Source organism: Stieleria marina (genome assembly GCA_007741555.1).
In the GTDB taxonomy this organism is placed as follows: domain Bacteria; phylum Planctomycetota; class Planctomycetia; order Pirellulales; family Pirellulaceae; genus K23-9.
Window position 1 is genome coordinate 6853448 of sequence record CP036526.1, and the last position, 25118, is coordinate 6878565.

Annotated in this window: 16 protein-coding genes; 6 read left to right on the top strand and 10 right to left on the bottom strand. The window is 55.1% G+C overall.

The features are described 5' to 3' along the window. The first annotated feature begins 288 nt into the window (after positions 1 to 288). Complete coding sequence (trpE, locus tag K239x_RS24325) at positions 289 to 1821, top strand: anthranilate synthase component I (protein WP_145420924.1); 1533 nt, start codon at positions 289 to 291, stop codon at positions 1819 to 1821. Between the two features lie 20 nt (positions 1822 to 1841). Here trpE and K239x_RS24330 read toward each other — a convergent pair whose 3' ends face one another. The 4 genes from K239x_RS24330 to K239x_RS24345 all read right to left on the bottom strand — a co-directional run bounded on the left by K239x_RS24330 (position 1842) and on the right by K239x_RS24345 (position 6823). After that, positions 1842 to 2282, bottom strand: a complete 441-nt coding sequence (locus K239x_RS24330; RefSeq protein ID WP_145420925.1) for a nucleoside deaminase — start codon at positions 2280 to 2282, stop codon at positions 1842 to 1844. Positions 2283 to 2288: 6 nt separating this feature from the next. After that, a complete protein-coding gene (locus tag K239x_RS24335; protein ID WP_145420926.1) occupies positions 2289 to 3761 on the bottom strand; it encodes a sulfatase family protein in 1473 nt (490 codons plus the stop codon). 439 nt (positions 3762 to 4200) lie between these two features. Beyond that, entirely contained in the window at positions 4201 to 4563 is a 363-nt protein-coding gene (locus tag K239x_RS24340; protein WP_145420927.1) for a tetratricopeptide repeat protein, read from the bottom strand. Between the two features lie 697 nt (positions 4564 to 5260). After that, the gene (locus K239x_RS24345; RefSeq protein WP_145420928.1) at positions 5261 to 6823 is read right to left on the bottom strand and encodes a C25 family cysteine peptidase; all 1563 of its coding nucleotides are present in this window, start codon (positions 6821 to 6823) and stop codon (positions 5261 to 5263) included. A 130-nt stretch (positions 6824 to 6953) separates the two neighbouring features. Between K239x_RS24345 and pdxA the strand changes: the two genes are divergently transcribed. Both pdxA and K239x_RS24355 read left to right on the top strand, forming a co-directional pair. Next, a complete protein-coding gene (gene pdxA, locus K239x_RS24350; protein ID WP_145420929.1) occupies positions 6954 to 7952 on the top strand; it encodes a 4-hydroxythreonine-4-phosphate dehydrogenase PdxA in 999 nt (332 codons plus the stop codon). Positions 7953 to 7992: 40 nt separating this feature from the next. Continuing rightward, entirely contained in the window at positions 7993 to 9711 is a 1719-nt protein-coding gene (locus K239x_RS24355; protein ID WP_419189349.1) for a DUF6798 domain-containing protein, read from the top strand. A 33-nt stretch (positions 9712 to 9744) separates the two neighbouring features. Here K239x_RS24355 and K239x_RS24360 read toward each other — a convergent pair whose 3' ends face one another. From K239x_RS24360 to K239x_RS24375, 4 genes are all read right to left on the bottom strand, one after another. Next, positions 9745 to 12468, bottom strand: a complete 2724-nt coding sequence (locus tag K239x_RS24360; RefSeq protein WP_145420930.1) for a serine/threonine-protein kinase — start codon at positions 12466 to 12468, stop codon at positions 9745 to 9747. Between the two features lie 132 nt (positions 12469 to 12600). Continuing rightward, a complete protein-coding gene (locus tag K239x_RS24365; RefSeq protein ID WP_145420931.1) occupies positions 12601 to 13935 on the bottom strand; it encodes a serine/threonine-protein kinase in 1335 nt (444 codons plus the stop codon). Further along, on the bottom strand, positions 13932 to 14564 hold the full coding sequence (locus K239x_RS24370) for an RNA polymerase sigma factor (RefSeq protein WP_145420932.1): 633 nt from the start codon (positions 14562 to 14564) through the stop codon (positions 13932 to 13934). The genes K239x_RS24365 and K239x_RS24370 overlap by 4 nt, the downstream gene beginning before the upstream one ends. A 275-nt stretch (positions 14565 to 14839) precedes the next feature. Then, a complete protein-coding gene (locus tag K239x_RS24375; RefSeq protein WP_145420933.1) occupies positions 14840 to 18673 on the bottom strand; it encodes an FHA domain-containing protein in 3834 nt (1277 codons plus the stop codon). 838 nt (positions 18674 to 19511) lie between these two features. On the opposite strand from K239x_RS24375, the gene K239x_RS24380 reads away from it, so the two are divergent. Further along, complete coding sequence (locus K239x_RS24380) at positions 19512 to 19919, top strand: TraR/DksA family transcriptional regulator (RefSeq protein WP_145420934.1); 408 nt, start codon at positions 19512 to 19514, stop codon at positions 19917 to 19919. A gap of 418 nt (positions 19920 to 20337) precedes the next feature. Next, the gene (locus tag K239x_RS24385) at positions 20338 to 21657 is read left to right on the top strand and encodes a S1C family serine protease (RefSeq protein ID WP_419189350.1); all 1320 of its coding nucleotides are present in this window, start codon (positions 20338 to 20340) and stop codon (positions 21655 to 21657) included. A gap of 146 nt (positions 21658 to 21803) precedes the next feature. On the opposite strand, the gene K239x_RS24390 is transcribed toward K239x_RS24385, so the two are convergent. Next, entirely contained in the window at positions 21804 to 23117 is a 1314-nt protein-coding gene (locus tag K239x_RS24390) for an MATE family efflux transporter (RefSeq protein ID WP_419190114.1), read from the bottom strand. 121 nt (positions 23118 to 23238) lie between these two features. After that, entirely contained in the window at positions 23239 to 24312 is a 1074-nt protein-coding gene (locus K239x_RS24395) for a rhomboid family intramembrane serine protease (RefSeq protein WP_145420935.1), read from the bottom strand. 436 nt (positions 24313 to 24748) lie between these two features. Here K239x_RS24395 and K239x_RS24400 point away from each other — a divergent pair, with 436 nt between their 5' ends. Beyond that, positions 24749 to 25081, top strand: a complete 333-nt coding sequence (locus K239x_RS24400) for a HesB/IscA family protein (RefSeq protein ID WP_145420936.1) — start codon at positions 24749 to 24751, stop codon at positions 25079 to 25081. The last annotated feature ends 37 nt before the right edge of the window (positions 25082 to 25118 follow it).

The following is a 25118-nucleotide window of genomic DNA, read 5'->3' on the forward strand; positions in this document are numbered from 1 at the left end:
TATGAAATCCACAGAGGGACAAAAATGAAGCGATGCCGCCGGGTCCCGCCTACCCGAATCGGAGATCGACGGTGAAACTATCCAATGCGTGCAAGAGGCGGCAGAACGTTGGGTCCAATGGATCATTGCCTTCGACCCTGAACGCTTCTGCGTCGAGTCGCTAATATTGCTACCAGAAGTTGAGCTACTGGAACCTCTCTATTGGCACTTCCAACTGGCACACGCACTAGGCTCGTTGTCGGAATTTACGAATCAACAAGAACTTACTAGCTGCTGACATCCCCTGATATGCATCGTCCTGATACCAAGTCCTTTGAATCGCTGGCCATCGAAAACGATTTCGTTCCGGTCTACCGGCGTCTGCTCAGTGACACGTTGACACCCGTATCAGCCTTTCGACTGCTCACCGCCGACCAGCCGGCAACCCAAGCCAACGGCGCTTGCCTTTTTGAAAGCGTGATTGGTGGCGAAAAGGTCGGCCGGTATAGCTTTCTAGCTGCCAACCCCATTCGGCGTTTCAGCGCGACACGCGAAAAAATCGTGATCACCGACTTTGTAAACGGCGGCGAAGAACAGCTAACGGCCAAAGATCCACTCGATACATTTCGCACGCACTTCAACTACCAAGTCGCGCAGTTTGATGAACTACCGCCGTTTGTTGGTGGTGCCATCGGCTACGCTGGCTACGACGTCGTCCGCTACGTGGAACATCTGCCCAATGCGCCCGAAGACGACCGGAATCTGCCGGATCTGGACTTCGCGTTTTATCACACGCTATGCGTTTTCGACCACGTCGATAAAACGATCAGTGTCGTCTCGCTCGCCGACTGCCGCGATGTGAAATCCAGCGACGATATCCAACGTGCCTACGATGCTGCCTGTGAACAAGTCAATCAGTCGATTGAAAAACTCTCGCAACAAGTTCCCGCTGTTGCCGATGCTTGGAATCCCGAACAGTGGCAAGAAGACAGTGCCGCTTCGCCACTGGATGTGACCTCGAATTTTACTCGCGAATCGTTTTGCAAAGCCGTCACGGACTGCGTCGAGTACATTCGCGCCGGAGACATTTTCCAGGTCGTGCCCAGCCAACGGTTCTCGGTCAAGACCGATGTCGATCCGTTTGAGATTTACCGTTCGCTGCGAGTGGTAAACCCCAGCCCGTTTATGTTCTACGTGCAAACGCCCGATTGCGAACTGGTCGGCTGTTCGCCCGAGATCATGTGCCGAGTCGCAGATCGCTGCGTAACGGTGCGTCCCTTGGCCGGCACGCGCAAGCGAGGCGCGACGGAAAAAGAAGATCGTGCATTGGAAAAAGAACTGCTGGCAGACCCCAAAGAACGCGCCGAGCATGTCATGCTGGTCGACTTGGGACGCAATGACGTGGGCCGCGTCGCCGAATTCGGCAGCATCGAATTGACCGAAATCATGGTCGTCGAACGCTACAGCCACGTCATGCACATCAGCAGTGAAGTGCAGGGCACTTTGCGAGAAGGGCTTGATGCCTTTGACGCTCTTAAAGCATGCGTTCCTGCTGGTACGGTTTCAGGAGCACCAAAAGTACGTGCCATGGAAGTCATCGATTCGCTGGAACCCCATCGCCGCGGGCCTTACGGCGGGGCGGTGGGTTACATCGACTATCGTGGCAACATGGACACATGCATCGCGCTGCGCACGATGGTTGTCGCCGATGGCGTCGTACACGTCCAAGCTGGATGTGGCGTGGTGGCTGACAGCGATCCCAACGCAGAATATGACGAAACGATCAACAAAGCTAAGGCGTTGATTTCTGCAATTGAGCTCACGTCGCAGCGAGTCAAATGATCGCCTGATTTCGCTCACGCTCACACGCCGATGTCTTCGTTCCATAGCTCGGGGTGCTTGGCAATAAAGGCGTTCATCAGTTCAACACACGTTTCGTTATCCAATACGGTCAGACTGACACCGCGTGAACGCACATATTTCTCTGGGCCTTGAAACGTTTTGTTTTCGCCGACGATGATCGTCGGAATCTGATAAAGCAGCGCGGCCCCGCTACACATGTCGCAGGGTGACAAGGTGGAATACAACGTCGCACGACCATACTGCGCCGCGGTCAGTCGCCCCGCGTTTTCCAACGCATCCATTTCAGCGTGCAAAACACTGCTGCCTTTCTGCACACGGCGGTTGTGCCCGCGACCAACGATCTGACCGTCAATCACCAACACGCTGCCGATTGGGATGCCGCCTTCGTCGCGACCGATGATCGCTTCGTCGATGGCTGCTTGCATGAATTGATCGTTCATTGCCGGTTACCAAACCAACGGGAGTTTTTCGTCGCCATCGGCCAGTTTGCCAATTGGCCGGACTCCTTTGCCGGTACGCTTGGTCAACTTGTCACCCAAGTCCTCGCGAGCACGCTCAGCAGCAGCCTGCAATTCCTTGACGACCTCGGGGTACTTCTCTTTCACATCGGTGGTTTCCGACACGTCCGTGTCCAGGTCGTACAAAGCAAAATCCGCCATCATCATTTTGTACGGTACCGGAAAACCGTCGGCGCGCGTCTCAGCGCCCTGAAGCGACCGATACTTGTGTGGAAACATCAGCTTGAATCGCTCGTTTCGCACCGCTTGCAACTGCCCGCCGCCGTAGTAGCAGTAAAACGCCTCGTGCGGCGACAGGGCATCCGGTTCGCCAATCAGCAACGGCTGAATATCGTGACCATCGATTTTATGCGGTGGCAATTTAGCGCCGATCATGGCCGCCACGGTAGGCAAAAGATCGATGGTGCTGCAAAGTTTGTCGCAGGTTGTACCTGCTGGGATTTTGCCTTTCCATCGCATGATGGTCGGTTCGCGGTAGCCGCCTTCCCACATGGTTCCTTTGCCTTCACGAAGCGGCGTGGCTTTGCCGCCGTGCGTACCGTAGGACAGCCAAGGACCGTTGTCGCTGGTAAAAACCACCAACGTGTTTTCACTTTGGCCGATTGATTCGACTGCATCAAGAATCTGCCCGACCGACCAGTCGACTTCCATCACCACGTCCCCAAAAATTCCTTGACCGCTCTTTCCCTCGAACTCTTTCGAGGCGTACAGCGGCACGTGAACCATCGGATGCGGTAGGTACAGGAAGAAGGGCTTGTCGACATTCTTTTTGATAAACGCCACCGAGCGCTGCGTGAATTGACGCGTCATTTGGCGTTGGTCGTTCGGCTGAACGCTTTCGTTGACGATTGTTGTGTTTTCGATCATCGGAAGTTCCGCCCAAGGAATTTTGGCATCCGGATCCTTCTTCCGTTTCTCGATCGAAGCTGGGTGCAGCGGCCACATGTCGTTGCTGTACGGAATTCCAAAATACTGATCAAAGCCATGATTGGTGGGCAAAAACTTGGGGTGATGCCCAAGGTGCCACTTGCCGAACGCGGCAGTCGAATAGCCAACCGATTTGCATAGTTCAGCGATCGTTGTCTCGTTCGGATTGATTCCGACGTTTGCTTTGGGACCAAGTGCGCCGGAGAAACCAATTCGGCGGTGATAGCAACCGGTTAGCAGTGCCGACCGGGATGCACTGCACACCGCAGATGAAACGACGAAGTCAGTGAACTTGCGACCTTCGTCAGCCATTCGGTCCAGGTTGGGCGTGGGATACGCCGTGCCACCAAACGGATTGATATCGGCATATCCCATGTCATCAATAAAGATCACAACAATGTTGGGCGGACGATCGTCTGCGAAGGTTGAAAACGCAGGAGTCATCAACAAAGCGGCAAGAAGCAAACGATGCATTTTGGTGATCTCTTCGGTGAGCAATTGGAGGGCAAATTATTCCTCCGTTATACACCAGAGCAACAGGGACGACACACGATTGGCACTGCTGTAAACGCGAGACGCAAGTCTTGAACCTGCGTGCTACCTAACGAGCCCAACTTGCGAAATGGCTCTCCAGATCCCGAGCCAATCCGATCGGATCGACCAGGAGGCTGCTGCGAAATCTTTCGTCGATCATGTGCTGCATCGCCCTGAGAGATGGAAGATCATAAAGCAGCTGAACGGCGATCTCGGTGTACTCGTCCGCGGTCATGCGCTCGCAGAATCGGCAAAATGATTGTGCCTATGGAGTGCGTGTAGAAATCGCTGCCCAAGTATCCGATCCGTCTTTTTTCGTGGGCACCCCGAGTCGGCTTAGCCAGAGATTCGCAGCCGCACCCAAGTGGTTGCGATCCAACTATAGTTGTCGCCGATAATAAGCCAGTGATTCGTCGTTTTCTTCGACACCGCCCAGCAAAACGGAAAGCTGAAAGAGATTGTTTTCGTTCACGGAAGCAATCTCTGCGAAGCGACGGCGAAATTCGATCGCCTCAAATTTCCGCTCGGCCCTTTCCAGCGGTTCACAAACCAGCGGGAGAAACTGCGCCAATACATCAGCAGCTTCGTCGAATTGTCCAATCCATCGCAGCGCTTCGGCCAGCCGAAGGAATGCCGCGACATTCTCTGGAGAATCGTCGCAAACGCCACGCCAATGAACCACTTCCTCGTCCCAGTCCTTGGCAGAAGATTCGTCATGAACTGAGCCGCTGTCGCTAGCCACGGGCCTTTTCGTAGATCCATCAGTGTGAGCAATGCCCGTGGCTAGCGCCAACGGCTCACGAATCTGAAACCACTTGCGCCAGAGCGGTTCGGAAGTTGGATACCTGAGCAACTCAAGGCCAGCGAAAAAAAACTCGTCCCCTCTCAGTCCGCGTCAAAATCCTGGTTCGATCGGCTGTCACTCGACCGGATTGACCTGCTCCCCGAATCTGTACCAGCTTTAGTGAGAAAACCAGGGCTTCATCTGGCCGGGCTAGCCCGGCCAGATGAAGCGAAATCTTTGGGGCCAGGTTGCCCAAAACGCTGTGGGGACGACGGTGGTTGTATCTTTGACGCGAGTCTTCGTGCCAGCGAGTAGCGACTTGTCATCGTCAAGGTCGAAAAACATCGGCGAAGGGTGATGGATTTGTCGCGGCAGTATCCGCTGCAAAAAGAGTTGTTAGTCGTCGATGTGCAGTGGCAGAATTTGCTGGATGATCGAACCAAAGTGCAAGAAAGCCGATGATAAAATTGTTTTCAAAGGACGCATTGCTCTTCGGCGTGGGCGAGCTTTACGCACGACGCAGCGAGGAGTGGGCTAATTCGGCTCTCACTGCTGTAACGCGTCGTCGGGCAACCACAACCTTCCCCGGCCGCTAACGCGTCCGACCCTCCCGCTGCGCAGGAGGGTAAAGACAGGCACGACACTTCAACGCAATTTAACGCTCTTGCCGCACGTTGGTCTTGGCGACACCGGTCGCCCAGCAGCCCGTGCCCGAGACAATGGCGCGCACAATCAGCGGTCCAGTCGTGCTGATGGGCAAGACAATTCTGTGGGTGGCCGTTTGCCCAATTTTGATCGGTGACGAAATCGAAGCCACTGTTGTCGCGTTGGGGTCGCCCGCCGTGACTGCTCCGAGCGGACGATCCAGCGTCAACGTCAACAGACCATCAACCGAACTGGTCACTTTCATTTCGACCGTTTCACCGTGATCGATTCCCGATGCGACTTCGATCGTTGCCTCACCCGGATGATGCATCAACAACAGTGGGTCACCCAGCAGATTGTAGAGCCCCATGTGTTCATGTCGTTCGTCGATCAGCTTCGTTCCCGCCGGGCTGACCATGGTGGCGACGGCGTCGATCATGATTCGCGACGTGGCTTTGTCCGTCGGGTCATCGGCACGCATTTGCCGCAGCGTGCTGAACCAAGCGTCGCCCAGTCGCGGCAGTTTTTCTTCGTAGACACCTTTGATCAAACCGACTGCTGCGGTCGTGTTACCGTAGGGCATGGTCATTCGGCTACCAGCGAAAACAGCGATCGGACCTCCCTGGGTCAACAACATGCGTTCTCCAAGTGAGTCGTTCGACGCATCGATTGCACCGGTGTAACACGCCAGCATCAACGCAATGGGGGCCGACTTAGCCTGACGATCCAAACGCAAAACACTCGTCTTATCCAAAACCGGGACACCGTCGCGCGTCTGAGGGACACGGTCCAGCGCAGTGACTTGACCATGACCCGCGTAAACCCAAAAACGGGAACCTCGGGCATACTGCTGCAGCACCGCATTCGTAAACGATTCTCCTGGTGGATAAAACAAGTGACCGGGACTGGCGTAGGCGACGTTCGTTTTTGTTTCTGCCGGCAGTACGCTGGTGACGACCGTGCGGGTCACCGATTCGATCGCAGCGTCTGCCATCATGCCAAACCCGCCGATTCCGCCCACTAATTGCACTTGTCCACGCCACGGACCAAAGTCGTCACTGTGTTCGTACGCGATAATCCGTTTGATCAAATTAGTAAGGTCATTTGCCCGTTGCACTGGCAGTCGTCCCACGACGGCATCGGGTTCGCCGTCGGAATCAAAGTCGCCATAAGGCAAGTCCGATGCAAACGTCGGCGTCGATCCCCATTTAGCGGTCACGCTGGTGGGCAAGTAAACGGTGGGAACTTCGCGGTTGAGATTCGTTTGCGTACCAATGACCGGGCTATCTCCGATCAAAATGACGTAGCGAGTCGCATCGCTGGCAGCATCGCGAATACTTTCTGAAAGAGCCTTCGCGTCACTCACTGTGTCAATGATCTCGACGCCCAACTGCTGAGCCGATCGGTGATCGACCCAAGTCTGAAACGCCGCGCGAAACGGTTTGGGGCAAACCGCAATGACTTCGGCAGCGTGCAAACCGGTCGCCCCCCCCAACCCAAACAGGACGCAGGTAGATGCCAAAGCGACAGTGGTTCCGAATCGGTTCATGACTTCGTTTTTCACAAATTGCATTATTGATCGGGGCGATTCATTGCGTCACCGGATTCGCTAAGCTGTTGCTCGCTATCGACAGGCACCCCGGGCAGCTTCATCCATGACGCTGCAACTATCTCACTTCATCTTACCGCTCAGCACCAGAGCAATGTCCAAAATCGGCTCTTCCCAATCGCTACCTCGAATCGCTATCACGGTGGGTGATGTTGCTGGTGTGGGACCAGAATTGGCGTTGAAATGCGCTGCAATCGAGAAAATCAAAAGCCGGTGCGTACCGCTGGTATTCGGGCCGAAAACGGTGCTTCAAGCAATCGGAGCGAAGCTCAACCTAAACGTCCCGCCGTCGATTGCCCCAACCGACATCGCCGGGGCGGACTCCGCCGCGATCGTTGACGCGGGTGACATCACAAGCGACCAGTTTGAAATCGGTAGCGTGAACGAACATACCGGCCGAGCATCTTTTCAAGCCGTCGATCTGGCCATCACCCAAGCTCTTCTGCAAGATGTCGACGCAATTGCGACGGGCCCCATTCACAAAGAAGCTTGGCACGCCGCAGGCATCCAATTCCCCGGTCACACCGAATTGCTTGCAAGCCGGACGGGCACTTCCGATTTTTGCATGATGCTTACCAGTGAAACGATTTCGTGCGTGCTGGCGACAATTCACATTCCCTTGGCCGACGTCGCGACTTTGCTGACGACCGAAAAGGTGCTTCGAGCGATCCGGCAATCGCATATCGCTTTGTCGCGTCGCCTGGGACGATCCCCCAAAGTCACCGTCTGCGGTTTGAATCCGCACGCCGGCGAGAATGGCCTGTTCAGTCATGGTGAAGAAACCGATATCATTCAGCCCGCGATCGCCCAATCGATCAGCGATGGCATTGAAGTCATCGGGCCACTACCGCCCGACACTGCGTTCACGCCTGCGATGCGTGCCACAACAGACGTCTACGTTTGCATGTATCACGACCAAGGTTTGATTCCGCTGAAGGCTTTGGCATTTGACGACGCAGTGAACGTCACGCTGGGGCTGCCGATCGTCCGAACCAGCGTCGATCACGGGACTGCCTTGGATTTGGCCGGTCAAGGCAAAGCAAACCACCAAAGCATGATCGCCGCCATCGAAATGGCAATCGACTTGGCGTAACGAGACACTCGCTCATCGGTGCATCCATAACTTGCAAACCATGCCAACAAAAGAGTCATCGACGAAACTGCGAACGATTGTCGAAATCGTATTGTTGACGCTATTGTTTTTTGTATATGCCGGCGACATGGCGCCGATGGTCAACGAAGCCCACTATTTGGTCAAAGCCAAAAACTTCTGGGACGCTGCTTGGTGCCAAAACGATTTATTCACGGCGTCCGGCAAGGCGCACACGACGTTTTATTTTCTGTTCGGCTGGCCAACCAAATTCCTTTCGCTCTCTGCAACCGCGTGGATCGGACGCGTCGCTGGATGGCTGCTTCTGGCGTTTGGACTTCAGCGATTGACTGCCCGAGTCATCCCCGGTGAATTCGCGTCGATGGTCGTCGCCATCATCTGGATCGCCGGCGTCGAGCACGGCAATCTGGCAGGCGAATGGGTCGTTGGCGGCATCGAAGCCAAAGTGCCCGCGTATGGGTTTGTGTTGCTGGCTCTATCGGAAATGGTCGATCGACGATGGAATCGCGTCTGGCAATTGTTGGGAATCGCGTCCGCCTTTCACGTCCTCTCCGGCGGTTGGTCGGTCATCGCTGCGTCGTTGGCCTGGCTGATGACAGAACACAAGCGACCCGACGGCAAAGCCTTTTTTACGCCGGCGTTGTTCGTCGGTGGTGCGATCGCATTGTTTGGTCTGGTGCCTGCGTTTTACCTGACAATCGGCGTTCCGCGCGAAGATACTGTGGCCGCTGCTGAAATCTATTCCTACTTTCGAATCAAGCATCATCTGCTGCCTGCGGATTTCCAAATTTGGTGGTTCGTACGTCATGGAATCCTGATCGCTCTGACAGTCATGCTGTATACGCTGACACTCAAGTCAGCGAGCGCCATACCGGACTCCCAACGCCAGCAGTTGCGGTTGCTGCTCTGGTTCACGATGGGCGCCGTCTTGATCGCTTTTGCCGGATTGGTGGTTGGATCGCTGCCCGCCTATGCACCGGAGTTGGCTGCCAAACTACTTCGTTACTATTGGTTCCGACTGACCGATGCGATCGTGCCGTTAATGCTCGCGATCCTGGCTGCCAGTGCCGTTTATCGCCAGCCAATCTTCTTTTGCAAACCGGCAGATTCGGCATCGACGGATGCGGCGTCAGCGATCAAGTCGCCTACAAACGGTGCGTCGAAGAACGGTCCCCCCATCACCCCGAAACCGTCCCATTGGGGCAACACCGGATCGTGGCTGGTGCTGTTGGCGTCGGCAACCTTTTTTGCCATGTCCACCATTAAACGATCCCACTTGGGCATACCTCCCTCGGCCAGTCACAAGCTCCTTGGCTGGGCCCCCGATGCGACGGTCCAGCAACAACGCGCCGGATTTGCAGATTGGCTAGCAGTATGCGATTGGGTTCGCGAATCGACGGCAAAGGATGAAGTATTGCTGACGCCTCGGCATCAACAATCATTCAAGTGGTACGCCGAACGCGCTGAAATCGTCAATTGGAAAGACGTTCCGCAGGATGCCGAAAGCCTGTTGGAATGGGACCATCGATTTGCCGACGTCTTTCCACGGCGACTTGGCCGCGTACGCGTCACAATCAAGTACGCCGACCTGAAGCGATATCGCGACAAGTATGGCGTTCGATTCATGGTTGTTGACCGCCGCATCACCGGCCCCAATCTGCCGCTCGTCCAACTCTATCCCGTGGGCAAAGAAATCAACGCAACCTATGCCGTCTACGAATTGCCGCACGCTGATCGGTAACAGATCGCGATTGCCTTGGCAGACGCGGTCAAGTCATTGGTTCTTTTGCTCACCAAAAATGATCCCGGGAACGTAGATGGCGACTCCGATCGCAGCGGAAACCATCCAAGATTGCAACGACTGCATTCCAGGCACACCCAGGGTCGGCCCGAACAGGATCACGATGGTGGCGATGATCGCGAACGGAGTCATTCGCCACCCAGAAACAAAAGCGGACAGGGACAACAAGAGCCCCGCTAAACCGATCGACCAATTGCTAGTGGCTTGCCCCAGCAGTTTGCCGCCCGTGTCAGTCTCCAGCGTCGCCACATTGATGTCACCGGCGCGGACGGTATCAACCAAACCCGCGTTCTTTGCCCAAATAGCAAACAAGGCTAACAGCAAACTCCCGGCGATCAATCTTGACTGGCCGCCCAAAGCAAATCGAACGATGGCAAAGGGGTCTCGTTTTCGTTTGTACTTACCGCTGCGGGCATCGGCCAACATGACTTTCTGTCGTTCACGTTTGATCTGCGCCGCGACGGCAAAGTCATCGCTGGACGTGGACTTATCTCGGGCGTTCGCCACAATCGCCTGAGCCATCTGCCATGCTTGATCGCGGGCCTTCGCGGCGCTGACGCCCTGGCTTGCCAAACCAAGTTCTTCGATCTTTGCCAATCGCTTTTGATCCTGACGATGCCGATTCGCTTCTGCTTTGGCCTGCAACGTGGCACTAACCTTGTCGCGTAAACCGCCGCGTGTGGATCCACCGCGAAAACTAGGATCGCTGCCTAGCTGTTCGCGCATCTGACAAAGCGATTCGTAGCCGAACAACGATTCGTAAAGTGGCTGCCAACTGTTGCCCGCGTACCTTGCCACAAACGACCGCACACCGTCTTCGTCGGCACCGTCGATTCGCAAATCCCGAACAAACTTCTCCGCATCCTTGATCGCTCCTTCCGCCGACGATTGTGTCGGCACGACAATCAAGAAATGATAGGCCGCACCCGCCATCGCTCCCAGAACCATTCCCACCATCACGCCCAACCAAAGTCCAATTACAAACCCAACTAAGAGGGCAACCAAACTACCGAAGACCGCTACTAGATAGTCAAACCACGACAAAGACGCAAGCCAACGCCGTGCACTCGTCCCAACCGCGCTCTGTGAACCTGCCAGCACGGTCGCAACGACCAATGCGGTGACGAACATGGCCGGGGCAAACAGCAGCCAGTTGATCGCGATGAACGGCATCGCCAACGTGAGCAATCCGCAAAGCAGCGCAAAACCGAACAAAACCGGAGTCGACAGCCGCGACCGAGTGGTCGCTTCGGCAAACTGTTTGCCAATCGTTTCCCACTGGTCCGCCTGTTCGCTGGTCGGCGAGAACGAACCGTCTTTACTGACGCCCAGGTAAGACTCCAATTCATGGATCATTTCAGCCAGCGAAGCAAAACGATCGCTCGGGCGCTTTGCCATCGCTCCCTGGACAATCTCATTCAGCTCTGCCGGTACGCGCGCGTTGACGTCGACCAAACTAGGCAGTGCCTGCTGCGCATGCTGCTGCATGACTTCCGACACGACCGACCCGTCAAAGGGCGGCCGTCCGGTCAACATGTAAAACAAACTACACCCCAGCGAGTAGATATCCGCGCGATGATCGACACTTGCCGCATCAATGCCTTGCTCGGGTGCCATGTAGGCTGGCGTCCCAACGGCCGTGCCCATCATGGTGACCTGGGTGCCGCTTTGCATACCACTTGTGACGGCGCCGATTTCGGTCTCAGGATCAATCTGGTCAGGAATTTTGACCAAGCCAAGATCCGCGACCTTCACCACACCATCATCGCTTAACAACAAATTCGCGGGCTTGACGTCACGGTGAACCATGCCATTTTGATGCGCAAACTGAAGTCCCCGCGCGGCTTGCAAAGCGTAGCCGGCAGCACGCTTGGGTTCGATCGCCCCTTTGTTGCGGATCAGATCGCTCAATGGACCGCCGCGAACCCATTCCATGGAAAAAAAGTGACGCCCGTTGTCTTCACCAAAGTCGTAGATCTGTACGACATTGTGGTGTGTCAGCTGCGCAGCGGCGTAGGCTTCACGAGTAAACCGGGCCAGCGAAGCGGGGTTATTCGCAAGTCGGCTACGTATTGTTTTCAGTGCAACGATTCGGTCCAGTGAAATCTGCTTGGCTTCGTAGACAGCCCCCATCGCACCGCGTCCAATCATTCGCATGACTTTGTAGCCACCCAGACGTTCCGGAATAGCGGCCACTTGGTCGTCGCTCTCCGACACGGCGGGCGATTTCACCGAAGCCCCCGATCGATCGCCGGTTCGCACTGACGCAGCCGATTTGAGTTGCACCGCCTCACTTCGATCGACGGTTTGGTCAATCGTTGCATCAACGTTCGCTGCCGTTTGGTTGACCTTCGTTCGACTGACACTCGTTCGGTGCGGTTTGGTGCCAACGTCCGCCGATGCAGCTGATTTTCCAGCGGACACTGATGCCGAAGCAGTTGCCGTCGGGCTAATCTGACCTGTGGAATCCATCGTCTCGTCAACGAGCGTCCTCGCTACGTCATCCGCCGGCGAGCTTTCCAAAGGCGGCTTGGCTTGCTTTGGTTTGATTCGACCAATACCGATCTTGGCTGGTTCGTCATCAGTGACCTTCAATATGAATTGCTTTCCGCATTGTTTGCAGCGAGGCCGGTACTTACCAGGCTTTGGCTGCCCCAAGTTCAATTTAGATTTGCACTCGGGACATTGAATTTGCATAGCACAACAAAGGGGCAGATGGCTGGTCAACGCAGCGATGACTTCATACTGAACGAACTTGACTAGCCGAGAAGGAGCCCGTCATTCTAGTTGATCGGATAACGCAATGTGTTTTCCAAACCAGAGACGCGTTCATTCGCCTTCAATCCATTTGGCCAACCGCTTGCGCCAGCGAGACAGGTTTTTCTCAAGCGAGTTTCGGCCAAGCGGTGGCAGAGCCCCGGCCAGCGAATCTGCCCGTCGGGTTAGTTCATCCCCCATCAACGCGAAACAGTTCGCGCGATAGTCATCACAGATCGCTCGCAGCTTTTCGTGCAAACCGCGACTCCAATCACCCGGCGCGTCGACTTCATCCTGCACGACCAATTTGATCAATGCTCGCGCATCTGTCATCCACGGGGTGTCATCCACTTTGGTCTCGCCGCGATCAAGCCAACGGAGCAAGCCTGATGACGAACCCACCGCATCGACCAAATGTATGGTGCCTTGATGGTCGACGATCAAGTTTTCCGCGTGCAAACCTCCGTGCCAGGCACCACTGCGATGAGCTGATTGCAGGACATACGCCACCTTGGAAAGCAAGTGAAGACGAGAAGGAATTTCCGCCGACTGGGATGTGATTTGCCAGTGCGTGCCAAAACACCAGGGACGAATCACGGCCAAGTATCCTGATTGGACAGCGGCAAGCGAGGGTCCTTTCCAGGAAGGATTCTTGACTTGAGAGGCACGCTCGCACGCATCAAGAATTTGATCAACGATCGACGTCGTGATTTGAGTTGGCAGCTTCAATATTTTAAGCCCAAGCGTTTGCCCGCTGTTTGTATCGCGACCGCGCAGGAGCCAATGATCCGAAGTGCCAGCCACGCAGGATTCACCCACGAACCAATCGGGCAACTGCACGGGTAATTGGACGGGCAAAGATGACGCGAGCCCAACATTGGCCGGTTCGAATTTGCCGGTACCCGAAGAGTCATACGACAGTTCGGCGTCGCCTAAATCGGCTTCGGATTGCTCAGCTAGTTGCATCCCATTTCGCGTTGGTTCACTACCGGAGGAGTCCAATGGATCGTTGCAGATGTGGGCGGCGTCTCCTTTGCCGTCCAAACCAACCAGCTCGTTGATCTGCTGCTGCAAACTCGGAAAGCGGCGTTGGTAAGACTCCAGCTCTTCTTCGTTGCTACGGTCGCCGCTCAGCTCGCGACGAATACAGAGCTCGGCGTCGACCAGATCCAACAAAAACTCGCCGCCTGCAAGCTCGGGAAACTGTTCAACGTAGTCTTCCACCTTCGTTGGAACTCCGACACGATGCTGCTCAATCAGGTCGATGCAAACCAAGTCAACTAATTCGTCAGGTGTCATCTGCCAATCGCTGGGAAGCAATTCGCAAAGTCGCTGACCGGGATCGTCCTGCCGTTGCCGATTCAGCCAATCGATCCTCTGCTCAAATGTGAATGGCTCTGCGGTCATGCTTCGTCCTGCCCCAAACGGGGCGATTCAGCCTGCTCGTCATTCAGCGATGAATCCGTCAGACCGATGTCACCACGAATGCGATCTAAGGCTCGCCGCACTCGCATTCGCGCTGTGTCGGGACGCAGATCCAGAATTTTGCCGATCTCTTGCCAATCACGATTTTCTAACATGAGATCCACGATCCGAGCATCTTCGGGGCCGAGAAGAACTCGAATGCGTGACATGACTTCTTTGCGAATCGCAACTTGACTGGGTGTCGTCGCAGTTGTCGCCATGGGCATCTCATCGACAGGCAACGCATCGTTGCGACGAAAGTCTCGGCACTGACGGGCAAGTGTGCGAAAGGTATCTAGCACTTGATTGTCGATGGCACGCATGATGTATCCCAGCACAACATTGGCATCCAACGCTGTGCCGCCCGCAGGTGATTTCTTTTGCCGACGGGCCAAATCGACCATGACATCGTTGCAGATGTCCATCGATTCGGTCTGACCGGTCAGCCCGTATTGCCGCAACCGCGTCCGCGCTCGGCGGCGAAGCTGCGATCCAAATTCACGCCAAAGCACATCAAGCGAATCGCTAGACGACGAAGCGTCTTTGTCGGTCGACGATTTTTGCGGTGACAATTCCGTTGGCCTTGATCAAAGAGAATGGACAGGACTGGGAGCGGCAACATCAATAGGCGACAAGTCGCGTGCAAAGCGAACAGGGGTCGCGAAAATGATTTCCTCCGTTATCACGACGATCTCGGACACGACCTCGTATTTTAGGCGATCGGTCGAACATTCGAAACTTAAAAAACCCTGCAATCGAGAAACCAAGAGGTTCTCAACAGCAGGGTCTGGATGTGTCTGTCATCTGACGATTCGAGAAGCGTCAGGACTTATCACGCTGAGCAGGCTTACGATTTGGCCGATCCGTCGCCGGCTTTATGGGAGCCGATACCAGCGGTGTTCAAGGCAGCTGCATCGTCGATGGCGTCGGCCGACTGACCGGCATCACTATCCAGCCCTTCAATCTGAGCCATGTCGGATTGACTGATCTCGCCGGATTCGGCCGCTGCCATTCGTGTGCTGGCTTCTTTCATCAAGGCCATGCCTTCTTGACCGTACATCACCGCGACCACGATTCCTAAACCACAGCACATCGCACACCAGATCAATCCGAGTTGCTCGCGGAAGTAGATGCAGAGCAAACCACACGCAAGTCCGGTAATCGCCCCCAGAAACTTGTAAACCGCTTTGACTTGTGTATCACGTGCTTGAATGCGAACACTTCTTGCGACCGCGCTCCGGGCCGACTCGTTCGCCAGATCACGCATCGCTGACATATTGCGACTGCGTTCGGGAGCTTGCGAACGCGGAACCAAGGGAGCATCAGGATCCAACGGTTCGGCATCGTCGACGACGATTGAATCGCTGTCCGCCGATTCCATCATCACCGTATCACCGGCAAGACTCATCGACTTGGTTTCACCCATCGCTTCTTCGTTCGATGCGTCGGGTTCCGTTTGCACTCGCTTAAGCAAACGGTTCATGTACGCTTCGATCGAATCATCGTCTTCACTGACCGCCTCGGCCGCATCATCACTGGCCGAATCGGCAACTTCAGCAGACTCGGCTTCCACTTCGTCGGCAACACCTTGATCGTTCGCACCGACGCTGTCGGGCTTGTGCAAATCCCAAGCCGCATCGTCGTCGTCCAAGTCATCTGGCTCGTTGAGCAAAGACTCCATAACAAAGGTCGACTCGACCGATTCAGCTTCTTTCGACTCGACTTCATTCGGATGTTCTTCGCGAAATGCGTCTAGCGAATCGGATTGCTCGTAGCCCACCGAATGATCTTCCGCTTCGACGCCCTCTTGCGAAGCGTCATTGTCCATGTCGCGAATCAACATGTCGGCCAACGATCCAACGGATGCGTCTTCGTCGCTGTTTTGGGACGGATCGTTCTCTTCGCCAAGGTGGTTCTCCAAGGAACTAGAGACGGATTCGTCGGAACCGTTTACTTGAGCCCAAGGATCGATCGGTTGGTACCCTTCGGCGGATTCCTCTTCAGAATCTTGTGCTTCATTGTCACGCCAAATGTTGGCTGTGGGTTCAGGCTCCGCATCGTCGACAACCGAACTGCTCCAGGGATTGAACTCGTCCGCACTTGCTTCTTCACTCTCCGTGATCGGTGTGGCGAAATCGCCAGCGTCCGTTTCGACATTTTCGTCCAACATGCCCGCGACGGCATCGCTGGCAACTTCATCAACTGCAACTTCATCCGCGACAACGTCATCAGCGGCAACGCCGTCGATGTCCGCGATTGCCTGATCGACATTTTGCTCGATGTCCGCAATGGCTTCGTCCAGAGCCGTCTCTGGCGATTCGTTCTGCCAAACAGGCACATTTTCGGGAGTCACGCCCGCGGCGGCGGCAGCATCGCTCGCCGAAGCATCTTCGATCGAAGCATCCGGACTATCCCAAGCGGAAAGATGCCCCGTCGTTTCGACCTGCTCTTGGCCATCAGGACGCCATTGGTTTTCCGTGGACTCAGCTACGCTAGAGTCTTCGATGGACTCGCCCGCCGACGGCGATTGATCGATGTCTTCGCTGGACGATTGCCAAGGGTTTGCGTCTTCCGCAGCTGGCTCAAACTCAGACGCCGCATCGATCTTCTCGACCGGAGACTGATACGTTGGCCAAGCTTCGCTGTCGTCTTCGTCCTGCGAATCGTTGCTGGTCTCAGTCGAATCAGCGTCTGCCGAAGGGGCATCCGCGGTCTCAAAAACAGTCGGTGTTTCTTCCGCAACTTCGTCGACCGTTTCGATCCCCGACGACGCATCGGTGTCAGAAATCGGTGCATCAGCAGACGGCATTCTGGCCAACGAGTGACCGATCAGCCCCATTTCGACGCTCGAGACAGAGTCCGTCGAATCCGCGACCTCTTCTTCTTGCAGAGAGCTAGCTGACTGATCGATTAAGTGATCAACATCCGCCACCTCACTGCTGAACTGCTGAGGCTCTTGCGAATCGATCCGCGCGAGTGTGTCGTCGTACTCTTGCTGCATTTGCTCCAACCGCGACTTGACCGTATCAAGTTCATCACGCAGCGAATCAAACGCTTCAGTGGTCGGTCGAGACTGCGCGTCTTCGACTGCGGTGTCACGTTCTTCACGCGTTTGCGTCAAATCACTCGACAAGGCATCATTAGCCGCGCGAAGCTCGGTCAGCTCCAAATTGGCTTGGCCAAGATCGTGATTCAATTGTTCGACGCTATGACGCAAAGCATCGGATTCGATTTCCAAACCGCCGCGAGCTTCATCGCGTTCGGCGGTGGTTTGATCGACCAGCAATTCAAGTTGCCGGATCGATGCACAGGCACCTTCGTAGTCCTCACGAAGTTGCGAGGCTTCTTCGGTAACCTGTCGAACCCGGTCTTCAAGTTCGACGATCTGCGAACGTAGTTCAGCGGCAACCGATTCGTCTTCGGAAACCAGATTAGCATTATCCGCTGCAGCACTCTCCATGGTTTCGATTTGCTGAATCAGTTCAGCGACACGATTTTCGGCACTGTGCCGCTGGGCTTCACTCTGAGCACGAGCATCGACAGCTTCGTCGCGAGCTGTTTCCAGTTCGCGTTGCAACTGACGATGTTGCTCCATGTGCGAATGATCGCTCGTTTCAAGAGCGGTTTGTTGCTGCGTTAGACGCTCGAGCTGCTCATTGAGCGACGCGAACTGTTCTCGCATGCGCTGAACAGCTTCGGTGGCACTTTCGGCCTGCTGCTGCGAAAGCTCCAACTGCCGCGTGGCATTGTCCACCTGCTGCTGGTACTCAAATTCCATGTTTTGAATTTGGTCTTGCCGCTCGTCCAGCAGACGGCGCTGCACACGACTTTCGTCACGCAGTTTTGCGAGCTCTTCTTTGCGTGCCAGATACTCTTCTTGAATCTGCAGTGCAGCCGTTTCCTGCGACATCAGTTGCGTTTCGCGGCGATGCAACTGGTCGGCACGCGACCACATGTCGGCTTCGCGAGCGCGAAGTTCGGTTTCGCGTTCAATGCAACGGTTCTCTCGCAAATCGACTTCGCTCTGACGAATCCGCCACTGTGCGGCTTCACGTTGCAAACGCGACTGCCATGCCTGTTGATCGTTTGGATTGCTGGGGTCAAACGCCGCATGATTCGGGTCGTGAATCGTATCACTGCCCGGAACCGCTGACGCCAACTTGGTGGACGGATCGATGCCCGAGAGAAGTTCGAATCGGTAGGCGCCCATGCGCATCACGTCACCGATTTGCAACGCAGTCTCGGTGACCCGGTTTCCGTTGACTTCAAGCGGAACGCTGTAGGCTCGTACCAAGACACGATTCGCATCACGAATCAGCACCGCGTGCATCGGACGCAGCGTTGCGTCGTTGAGCCGAATCGAGCAACCTTCCGCACTACCAAACGTGTACCGATTGCCGGTCAAACGCAGGCGTCGCACGGGAACCCCGGGGCGAATCACGCGAAACTCAACGGCATCGACTTTCGGTCCCGGCATGGTGGTCGAATCACTGCGTCCAACATCCAACGCTTCTGCGCCGAATCCCCCAGCGGATTGACCGATGGGAAGGTCTGCAGGGATCGATCCCTGGATGCCCGCATTAACCATCGAACTGGAGCCAACGACAGGCGGCGAATTGATATCGATTGGATGACTGCCCATTGTGAATGGGGGCAAAGAGTCGCTGTGATCAGTACTCACCGTCAATGTCCTTCCGTGGCAAACAAATACGCGACCAAGGTCACGCCCAGAGCAAACTGTCTGGGCTGGCTCGCATTCATTTCGATTTAAAGTTTCGTAACGCCTGGTAGGCGTCAGGCCGGATCACGAATCAACGCATTCCAATCCGGCTTCTTGTGTTCAATTTGGATGCGCAGAATGCACCCAGAAGTCTTATTTCGGCTCGCTAGCCGCTGCCTGTTAGAGAAACTGCAACGCCTGTAGGGTTTTTGCCAACGTTTTGGACTGGCCAAACTAAGGACAGCGAAAAACCACCCTGCAGAGTGGTTTGCAAAAGTCGCTTTCCGATCACCAACAAACTGTCCTGCTCGATTCGCGGCTGTCACTTTGGCGGTCCAAATCGCCTGAAAGTCATTTTTATCCTTAGTTATGGAACGCTTCGGGCGGGGGATTCGTCCAAATCCGGAGACAAGGGGCGGTTTAGTTGCCCCATGCTTCTATCATTGCGGCGGAGTGTAAAACCCGGATCAGAGCCATTTTGGGAAACCGAAATTTGACCTGCTCCGTACTATTCACTGCCAAACGGTCTCTCTTAGCGGAGAATTCGCTTGGCAACCCATGTCCAGCGGCATGTGATGTGCAACACGATTCATCCGTCGATGAGATCTTGCTGGCATCCGTTTCGCCGGCATGCCCCCCCCAACGTGCATTGCGAGAAAACTTGTGTGTCGCCCGAGGCCGTCGGTTCTTGGTCGGCGCCTCATCGTGCGATTTGAGACCAAAGTGGTTTCAGCGAAGAAGAAAACGTTTAGCGATACCGTCCATCGAGTGCATCCTTTTCCAATTTCGAGGTGTTGAAATGTCCCGCAAAGAAGCCATCAAAAAACTTGAGCAGACGCTCATTCGGCGCCGTGACGCGATTCGCCGAGCACTGAAGGGCGACCTAAGCCTTTTCCAAGAATTGCACCAGGAAAAGACAGGTGATGTCCTGGATGCTGCAGCGGACTCTGTCCAAGACGAATTGAACAGCCAATTGATCGAAGTCGAAGCACGCGAGTTAAGTGCGATCGATGAAGCCATCGCACGAATGCGTGATGGTTCCTACGGCCACTGCGCGGGCTGCGGCAGATCAATCCCGCTGACCCGACTGCGTGCGGTACCTTATGCGACCGATTGTATCGAATGCCGTCGCAAATCCGAAAGCAAGGCTAAACGCGGTGGTGTTTCTTGGAACCGAGTTTACGACGAAGCCGACGCAACTAGCTAACCTCTGCGATTGGATGCTCGTCGTGCTAATTGTTGGATCTGCAACAATTAGCGTTCGGCCCAGCTGTTATCACTCGCACGACTGTAACGCTGAATCGCAAAGCGACCGGACGATTGTCCGGTCGTTTTTTAATGCGCCATCATTACTGATTCTGCTGCCTACTGCGCTGAGGTATGCCCAACGTTTATGACAGCAAGCCGACTTGCCGAAACGACGATGCGTACAATGCGAAGCACTCCCCGGTGCAATGGTTTGTTTCCATAAACCAGCATCATCGATTGTTCGCGTCCTGATTCGCTCCCAACGCTCGTTACTGTCTAGCCGTATGAAAACAACTTCGCGTCGACGATCGAAAGCCAACCGTTGCCTGGGCCAACGCATGTCCTTTTCGCGGATTTCCTGGTCCCGAAATACAGCGGTGCGAACGTATGCTCGTACGGCTGCCATGGCATGCGTGACGTTCGCCCTTGGTTTGCAAGGCGTTGGATTCAATCCGGCTGCACAGGCACAGGTCGTCGGTGACGCTGTGCCTCGGTTTTCGTCCGATGCGACGACTGGTATTTCACCACGTTCGGAGGTTGGCATTCGTAGCCGCACCGATGTGAATCGAACAGACATCAGACGAATTGCAACGCCCAGCCGCGTCGGTGACGGTGGGCAATCAATTAGCGTGCGAAAGCCCTCGTTGGGGCCTCCGTCGGATCCAATCCGCAGTCCTGCTTTTGATCAAGCTTCTAAGCGTGATCAATTGTTTGCGGCGTTGGCCGACGAAGTCAGCATGTTTGATCGCCTGGGCAATTTGGTTCGTCGCGTGTCGCACTTGGTCAAACCAAGCGTGATTCATATCGAAGCCCACAAGACGGAAACCAAAGACGGTCAGCGAGAATCGTTTGACGAAGCGGGAAGCGGAATTGTGGTGAGTTCAGGTGGCCAGAACTGGGTGCTTACGAATCGCCACGTCATTTTGGGGTCCAAGATAAACGAGATCGTTCTACGTACCAACGACGGACGAGACTTTCACCCGGTCCGAATCTTGGATGATCCCAATACAGATGTCGCTGTCATGCAGATTGACGTTGGCGATTTGCCGCCTGCCCGCGTCGGGGACAGTAGCCAAACCGAGATCGGTGATTTTGTGATCGCAATCGGCAGCCCCTTTGGACTCAGCCACAGCGTGACCTTCGGCATCCTGAGTGCCAAAGGACGTCGTGACCTGTCATTGGGTGAACAACGCATCGACCTGCAGGACTTCTTTCAAACCGATGCCGCGATCAATCCCGGAAACAGTGGTGGCCCTTTGCTGAACCTGAAAGGCGAAGTGGTTGCCCTGAACACTGCCATCGCCAGTAGCAGTGGTGGCAGCGAAGGCATCGGCTTTGCGATTCCTATTAACATGGCCATGCAAGTCGCAAACGAATTGATCCAACACGGTCAGCTACGCCGCGGTTACTTGGGCGTCACATTGGATCCTGATTTCACGGTTAACGATCTGGTTTCAGCTGGCTATGAACTCCCTGGCGGAGCGTTGGTCAAAAGCGTTCAGAACGGATCGCCCGCTGCTGTCGCCCACCTGCAACGCGGTGACATCATTGTCGAATTCGGTGGCAAGTCGGTCGACAACGACGACCACTTGGTCGCTCGAGTGGGACTGACCCCGATCGGTTCAACGGTTCCGATGATCATCTATCGCGACGGAAAACGTTATCGCACCGATGTCGTTCTGAAAGACCTGAACTAGCCGCTTGAGGGCTGCGACCACCACTGGTCCACTCTGTAAACGCCGGTCAGCCGAATTATTTCCGCGAAGGCAAGCCGTGTCTTCGCAAACCTCTCAGTGCGTTCGCTTGAGACCTCGACAGCGTTCGGCCGCGAACCAGTCCGCGATCAGACCATTCGCATCTTTCGCCAACGACCTTGGATGTACCGGGCCGTCATCGCGGAAGCCAACAGCCCGATCCAAAGCGTGATCATCCACCACCACCAATGCAGTGCGCTAAGGTCGACTGGCGACGTCTTGGTGGGCTCCATGGTCAGCCCCGCTGTGAAGGCAATCGCGATCGCAAACACACCTGAGTACAACACGTACCAGGTATCGCCCGCCCCACGAAGTGCGCCAGCCAATGTGAGCTGAGTCGTATCTAAGAACAAATAGACCGCCACGAAGAAAAGCAGTCCTTTAGCAATCGCAATGGATTGCTCGGTCGATGCGTCACCTTCTTGCAGGGAGTAAAAACTCATCAAAGCTTCCGGCATCAACAGGAACATGGCAATCCACACCGATGCGTAGCTCAGTGCGACCACCAACGCAGCCATTGCACTTTTGGCAGCCCGCGCAGGTCCGCTTTCCAGCAGATGCTTGCCAGTCAGAATCGAAGCCGCGATCGACACGCCTATCAACGGTATAAACGCGATCATATTGAAATTGATCGCCATCGTCGTCGCTCGCAGCGGAATATCGCCCAGCCGACCAATTCGGAACACGATCGCCGCAAAGCCACCCGATTCACTGACGTACATCAATCCCGTCGGCAGACCAAAAAACAACAGGTTCCTCAGCACCGGCCAGTCCAATCCGCGTGCCCCCCGGAACTGATAGATCTTTTCGTAACGGGGCTGCAAAATCAGCCAACTAAAACACGCGACCTTGAACCAAAATGCGATGGCTGTTGCGATCGCGGCGCCCATGATCCCCAGGCTTGGTATTGGGCCAATCCCGAAAATCAAAACCAAGTCCAAGACAAGATTTAGCAAACCTGACGCAATTGACACCCACATCACAATTCGTGTTCGCTCGATCGCGCTAAAAAACCCGCTCAGCGCCGTTTCCAAAACAATGCCCACCGACGAAAGCATTAAAAAACGCAAGTAAGTCGTCTCCAAATCGATCAATTCACTTGGTTGCCCGGTCGCTAGAAAGAACTGCTTTGCGAAGAGTGCGACGACCAAGAACACAGGAGCAAACATCAGCGACAGCCAGATGCTCTGCCAAAGCAAACGCCCGATTTTGTGCCGATCGCCCGCACCGATGTGTTGCCCCATGATTGCGCCAGTCATCGATACGATTCCGACCGGCAGGCAAACCAAAACCCAAAATAGATTTCCCGCCGCCATCGACGCGCTCATCGATGGACCGTCATGCCACAGCAGTAGCGTGCGATCGACAAACAGCACAATCGAAAACGTGCCAGCGCTGATCATCAACGGCACAGCGACTCGCAAGACTTCTCGGATGACGTTTAAAAACGAATCATCGCCACCGGATTGGTTTTGCAGCGGCAATGCATCATCTGACGCCGGTTCGTCCATCGCGGACAAGTCGTCACTTGGCACTTAGTTTTGAAACCTGAACGACCAGCACCGCGGCGAGTATTCCGGAGATGAAACCGCCGATGTGAGCACCGTTGGCAACACCATTGATGACAAAGATACACGCCACCAACCAAACCAACATGATGATCACATTCATATCGTCCAGCTGAATGGGGTAGCTGCGATCCAGCGCAGGCCGAATCCACAGGTAACCAAATAATCCGTAGACGGCTCCCGAGGCACCGATCGCAAACGGAGAGCCTGCCAGTCCGCTCAGCACGTCCGGTAACGCGTCCGCGCCAGGCAACGAAACTTGCACAATCATCCCAATGACATGCGTGACGATGACAAGAATCGCCAGGAACAACGAACCATGCAGTCGTTCGATCACGGAACCGAGAAAGAAAACAAACATCATGTTAAACACAAGGTGCATCGTCGCGCCGTGCATAAACATTGGAGTGATCAAACGCCAAACTTCGCCCTTTCTAATCGATGCAAAAGCGTCGTTCTTCGAATGGTGATAGTCACGCCAGTCGACGAACGACAATGCTCCGTACAAATTCTCTTCGGTCGAATACTCTCCCGGGACACGAGACTTGCGAGGTCGACCAAACCCGGTCGCAAAACTACACAGAACCGAAATCGCAATGATCGCGATGGTGACCGGAATCTTTTGCTGTTTGACGTCACGACTGAGTAAACCACCTCCGACAGCGGCACCGCTGCTACGAGGCATCTTCTGGACCATCGCTTTTTGCTGTTTCAGCTTTCGTTGCTGATCAGCGACTTTCTGATGGCGAATTTCATCCGCTTTGCCCGCGACATTAAATCGGGAATCGTTGGGATTGGCTTGAAATGCCTGCAGAGCTTCGCGAGCGGCAGCGACGTGTGCTTCCTCACGGATCCAAATGTCCCACGTCGAATCAGGCGCTGTATCAGATGCGGCTGACCGAGTGGATGCTGGACTGCTACCACTGTCGGCGATGCCTTTTTCGCTGGTCGCGTCAATTGACTGCGTTACCATGAAATCACAGAAACGTTTGGCCTGGGATCCATCGGTCAGGGTGCCGATTCGGCGCATAGCAAGATGACTTGGTCGGAGTGCGTTGTCAGGGAAAAACTTCGGCGGGAAAGCGACGGATTTGAACGCTCACAAATGATCCACCGGGGTGGCATTGTTGTACGCTTGATGCCCAGATCACGCACGCCCTGATCCATTTGGCCGCTTCAGAATCATTCCTGCCGACTTTCCTTCATCCAGTCTGACTAGCCTTCCAGGCGGCGAAATGCGGGCCAAACCATCGGATTTGCCGCTTTCAGCGACGGCTTCGCGGCATTTATGCCTTGCCGCAATCCAACGATGGTGAATAATATGGTGGTTCATGGAAGCGCACTAGCAATTCCAATAAACTGGCGGCCGATAATCAAACCCAGGCCGCACCTCCAAACAACCAACAACGATTCCTGGCACCTGCGATTTCACTTCGCTGGGCCAACAAACAAAGGTTGAATCAACAATGGCAGTTAAGCTGACAGAACGAGCCGCTCAGGAAGTCCGCCGCTTTCAAACCGAGCACAATTTCGATGAGAGCATGGTCCTCCGCATTGGTGTCGCCGGCGGCGGATGCAGCGGATTCAATTACACACTCAATTTCGACACCGACTTCGACGAAAAAGCCGACAGCAAGTACGATTGCCACGGTGTCTCGGTCGTTGTCGACAAAAAAAGTGCCCTCTACTTGGACGGCACCACCGTCGATTGGCACGAAAGCCTCGAGAAGCAAGGCTTTACGTTCGAGAATCCTAACGCAGTGAAATCCTGCGGCTGTGGAAGCTCGTTCCAAGCGTAAGCTTGTCCTGAACAGGCACAGGCTTGCGAGAGCAGGC

Excerpts from the sequence above, each read along its gene's own strand:
- trpE (WP_145420924.1), top strand. The coding sequence starts at position 289 with ATGCATCGTCCTGATACCAAGTCCTTTGAATCGCTGGCCATCGAAAAC.
- K239x_RS24330 (WP_145420925.1), bottom strand. The coding sequence starts at position 2,282 with ATGAACGATCAATTCATGCAAGCAGCCATCGACGAAGCGATCATCGGT.
- K239x_RS24335 (WP_145420926.1), bottom strand. The coding sequence starts at position 3,761 with ATGCATCGTTTGCTTCTTGCCGCTTTGTTGATGACTCCTGCGTTTTCA.
- K239x_RS24345 (WP_145420928.1), bottom strand. The coding sequence starts at position 6,823 with ATGCAATTTGTGAAAAACGAAGTCATGAACCGATTCGGAACCACTGTC.
- pdxA (WP_145420929.1), top strand. The coding sequence starts at position 6,954 with ATGTCCAAAATCGGCTCTTCCCAATCGCTACCTCGAATCGCTATCACG.
- K239x_RS24355 (WP_419189349.1), top strand. The coding sequence starts at position 7,993 with ATGCCAACAAAAGAGTCATCGACGAAACTGCGAACGATTGTCGAAATC.
- K239x_RS24360 (WP_145420930.1), bottom strand. The coding sequence starts at position 12,468 with ATGCAAATTCAATGTCCCGAGTGCAAATCTAAATTGAACTTGGGGCAG.
- K239x_RS24365 (WP_145420931.1), bottom strand. The coding sequence starts at position 13,935 with ATGACCGCAGAGCCATTCACATTTGAGCAGAGGATCGATTGGCTGAAT.
- K239x_RS24380 (WP_145420934.1), top strand. The coding sequence starts at position 19,512 with ATGTCCCGCAAAGAAGCCATCAAAAAACTTGAGCAGACGCTCATTCGG.
- K239x_RS24390 (WP_419190114.1), bottom strand. The coding sequence starts at position 23,117 with ATGATCAGCGCTGGCACGTTTTCGATTGTGCTGTTTGTCGATCGCACG.
- K239x_RS24395 (WP_145420935.1), bottom strand. The coding sequence starts at position 24,312 with ATGCGCCGAATCGGCACCCTGACCGATGGATCCCAGGCCAAACGTTTC.
- K239x_RS24400 (WP_145420936.1), top strand. The coding sequence starts at position 24,749 with ATGGCAGTTAAGCTGACAGAACGAGCCGCTCAGGAAGTCCGCCGCTTT.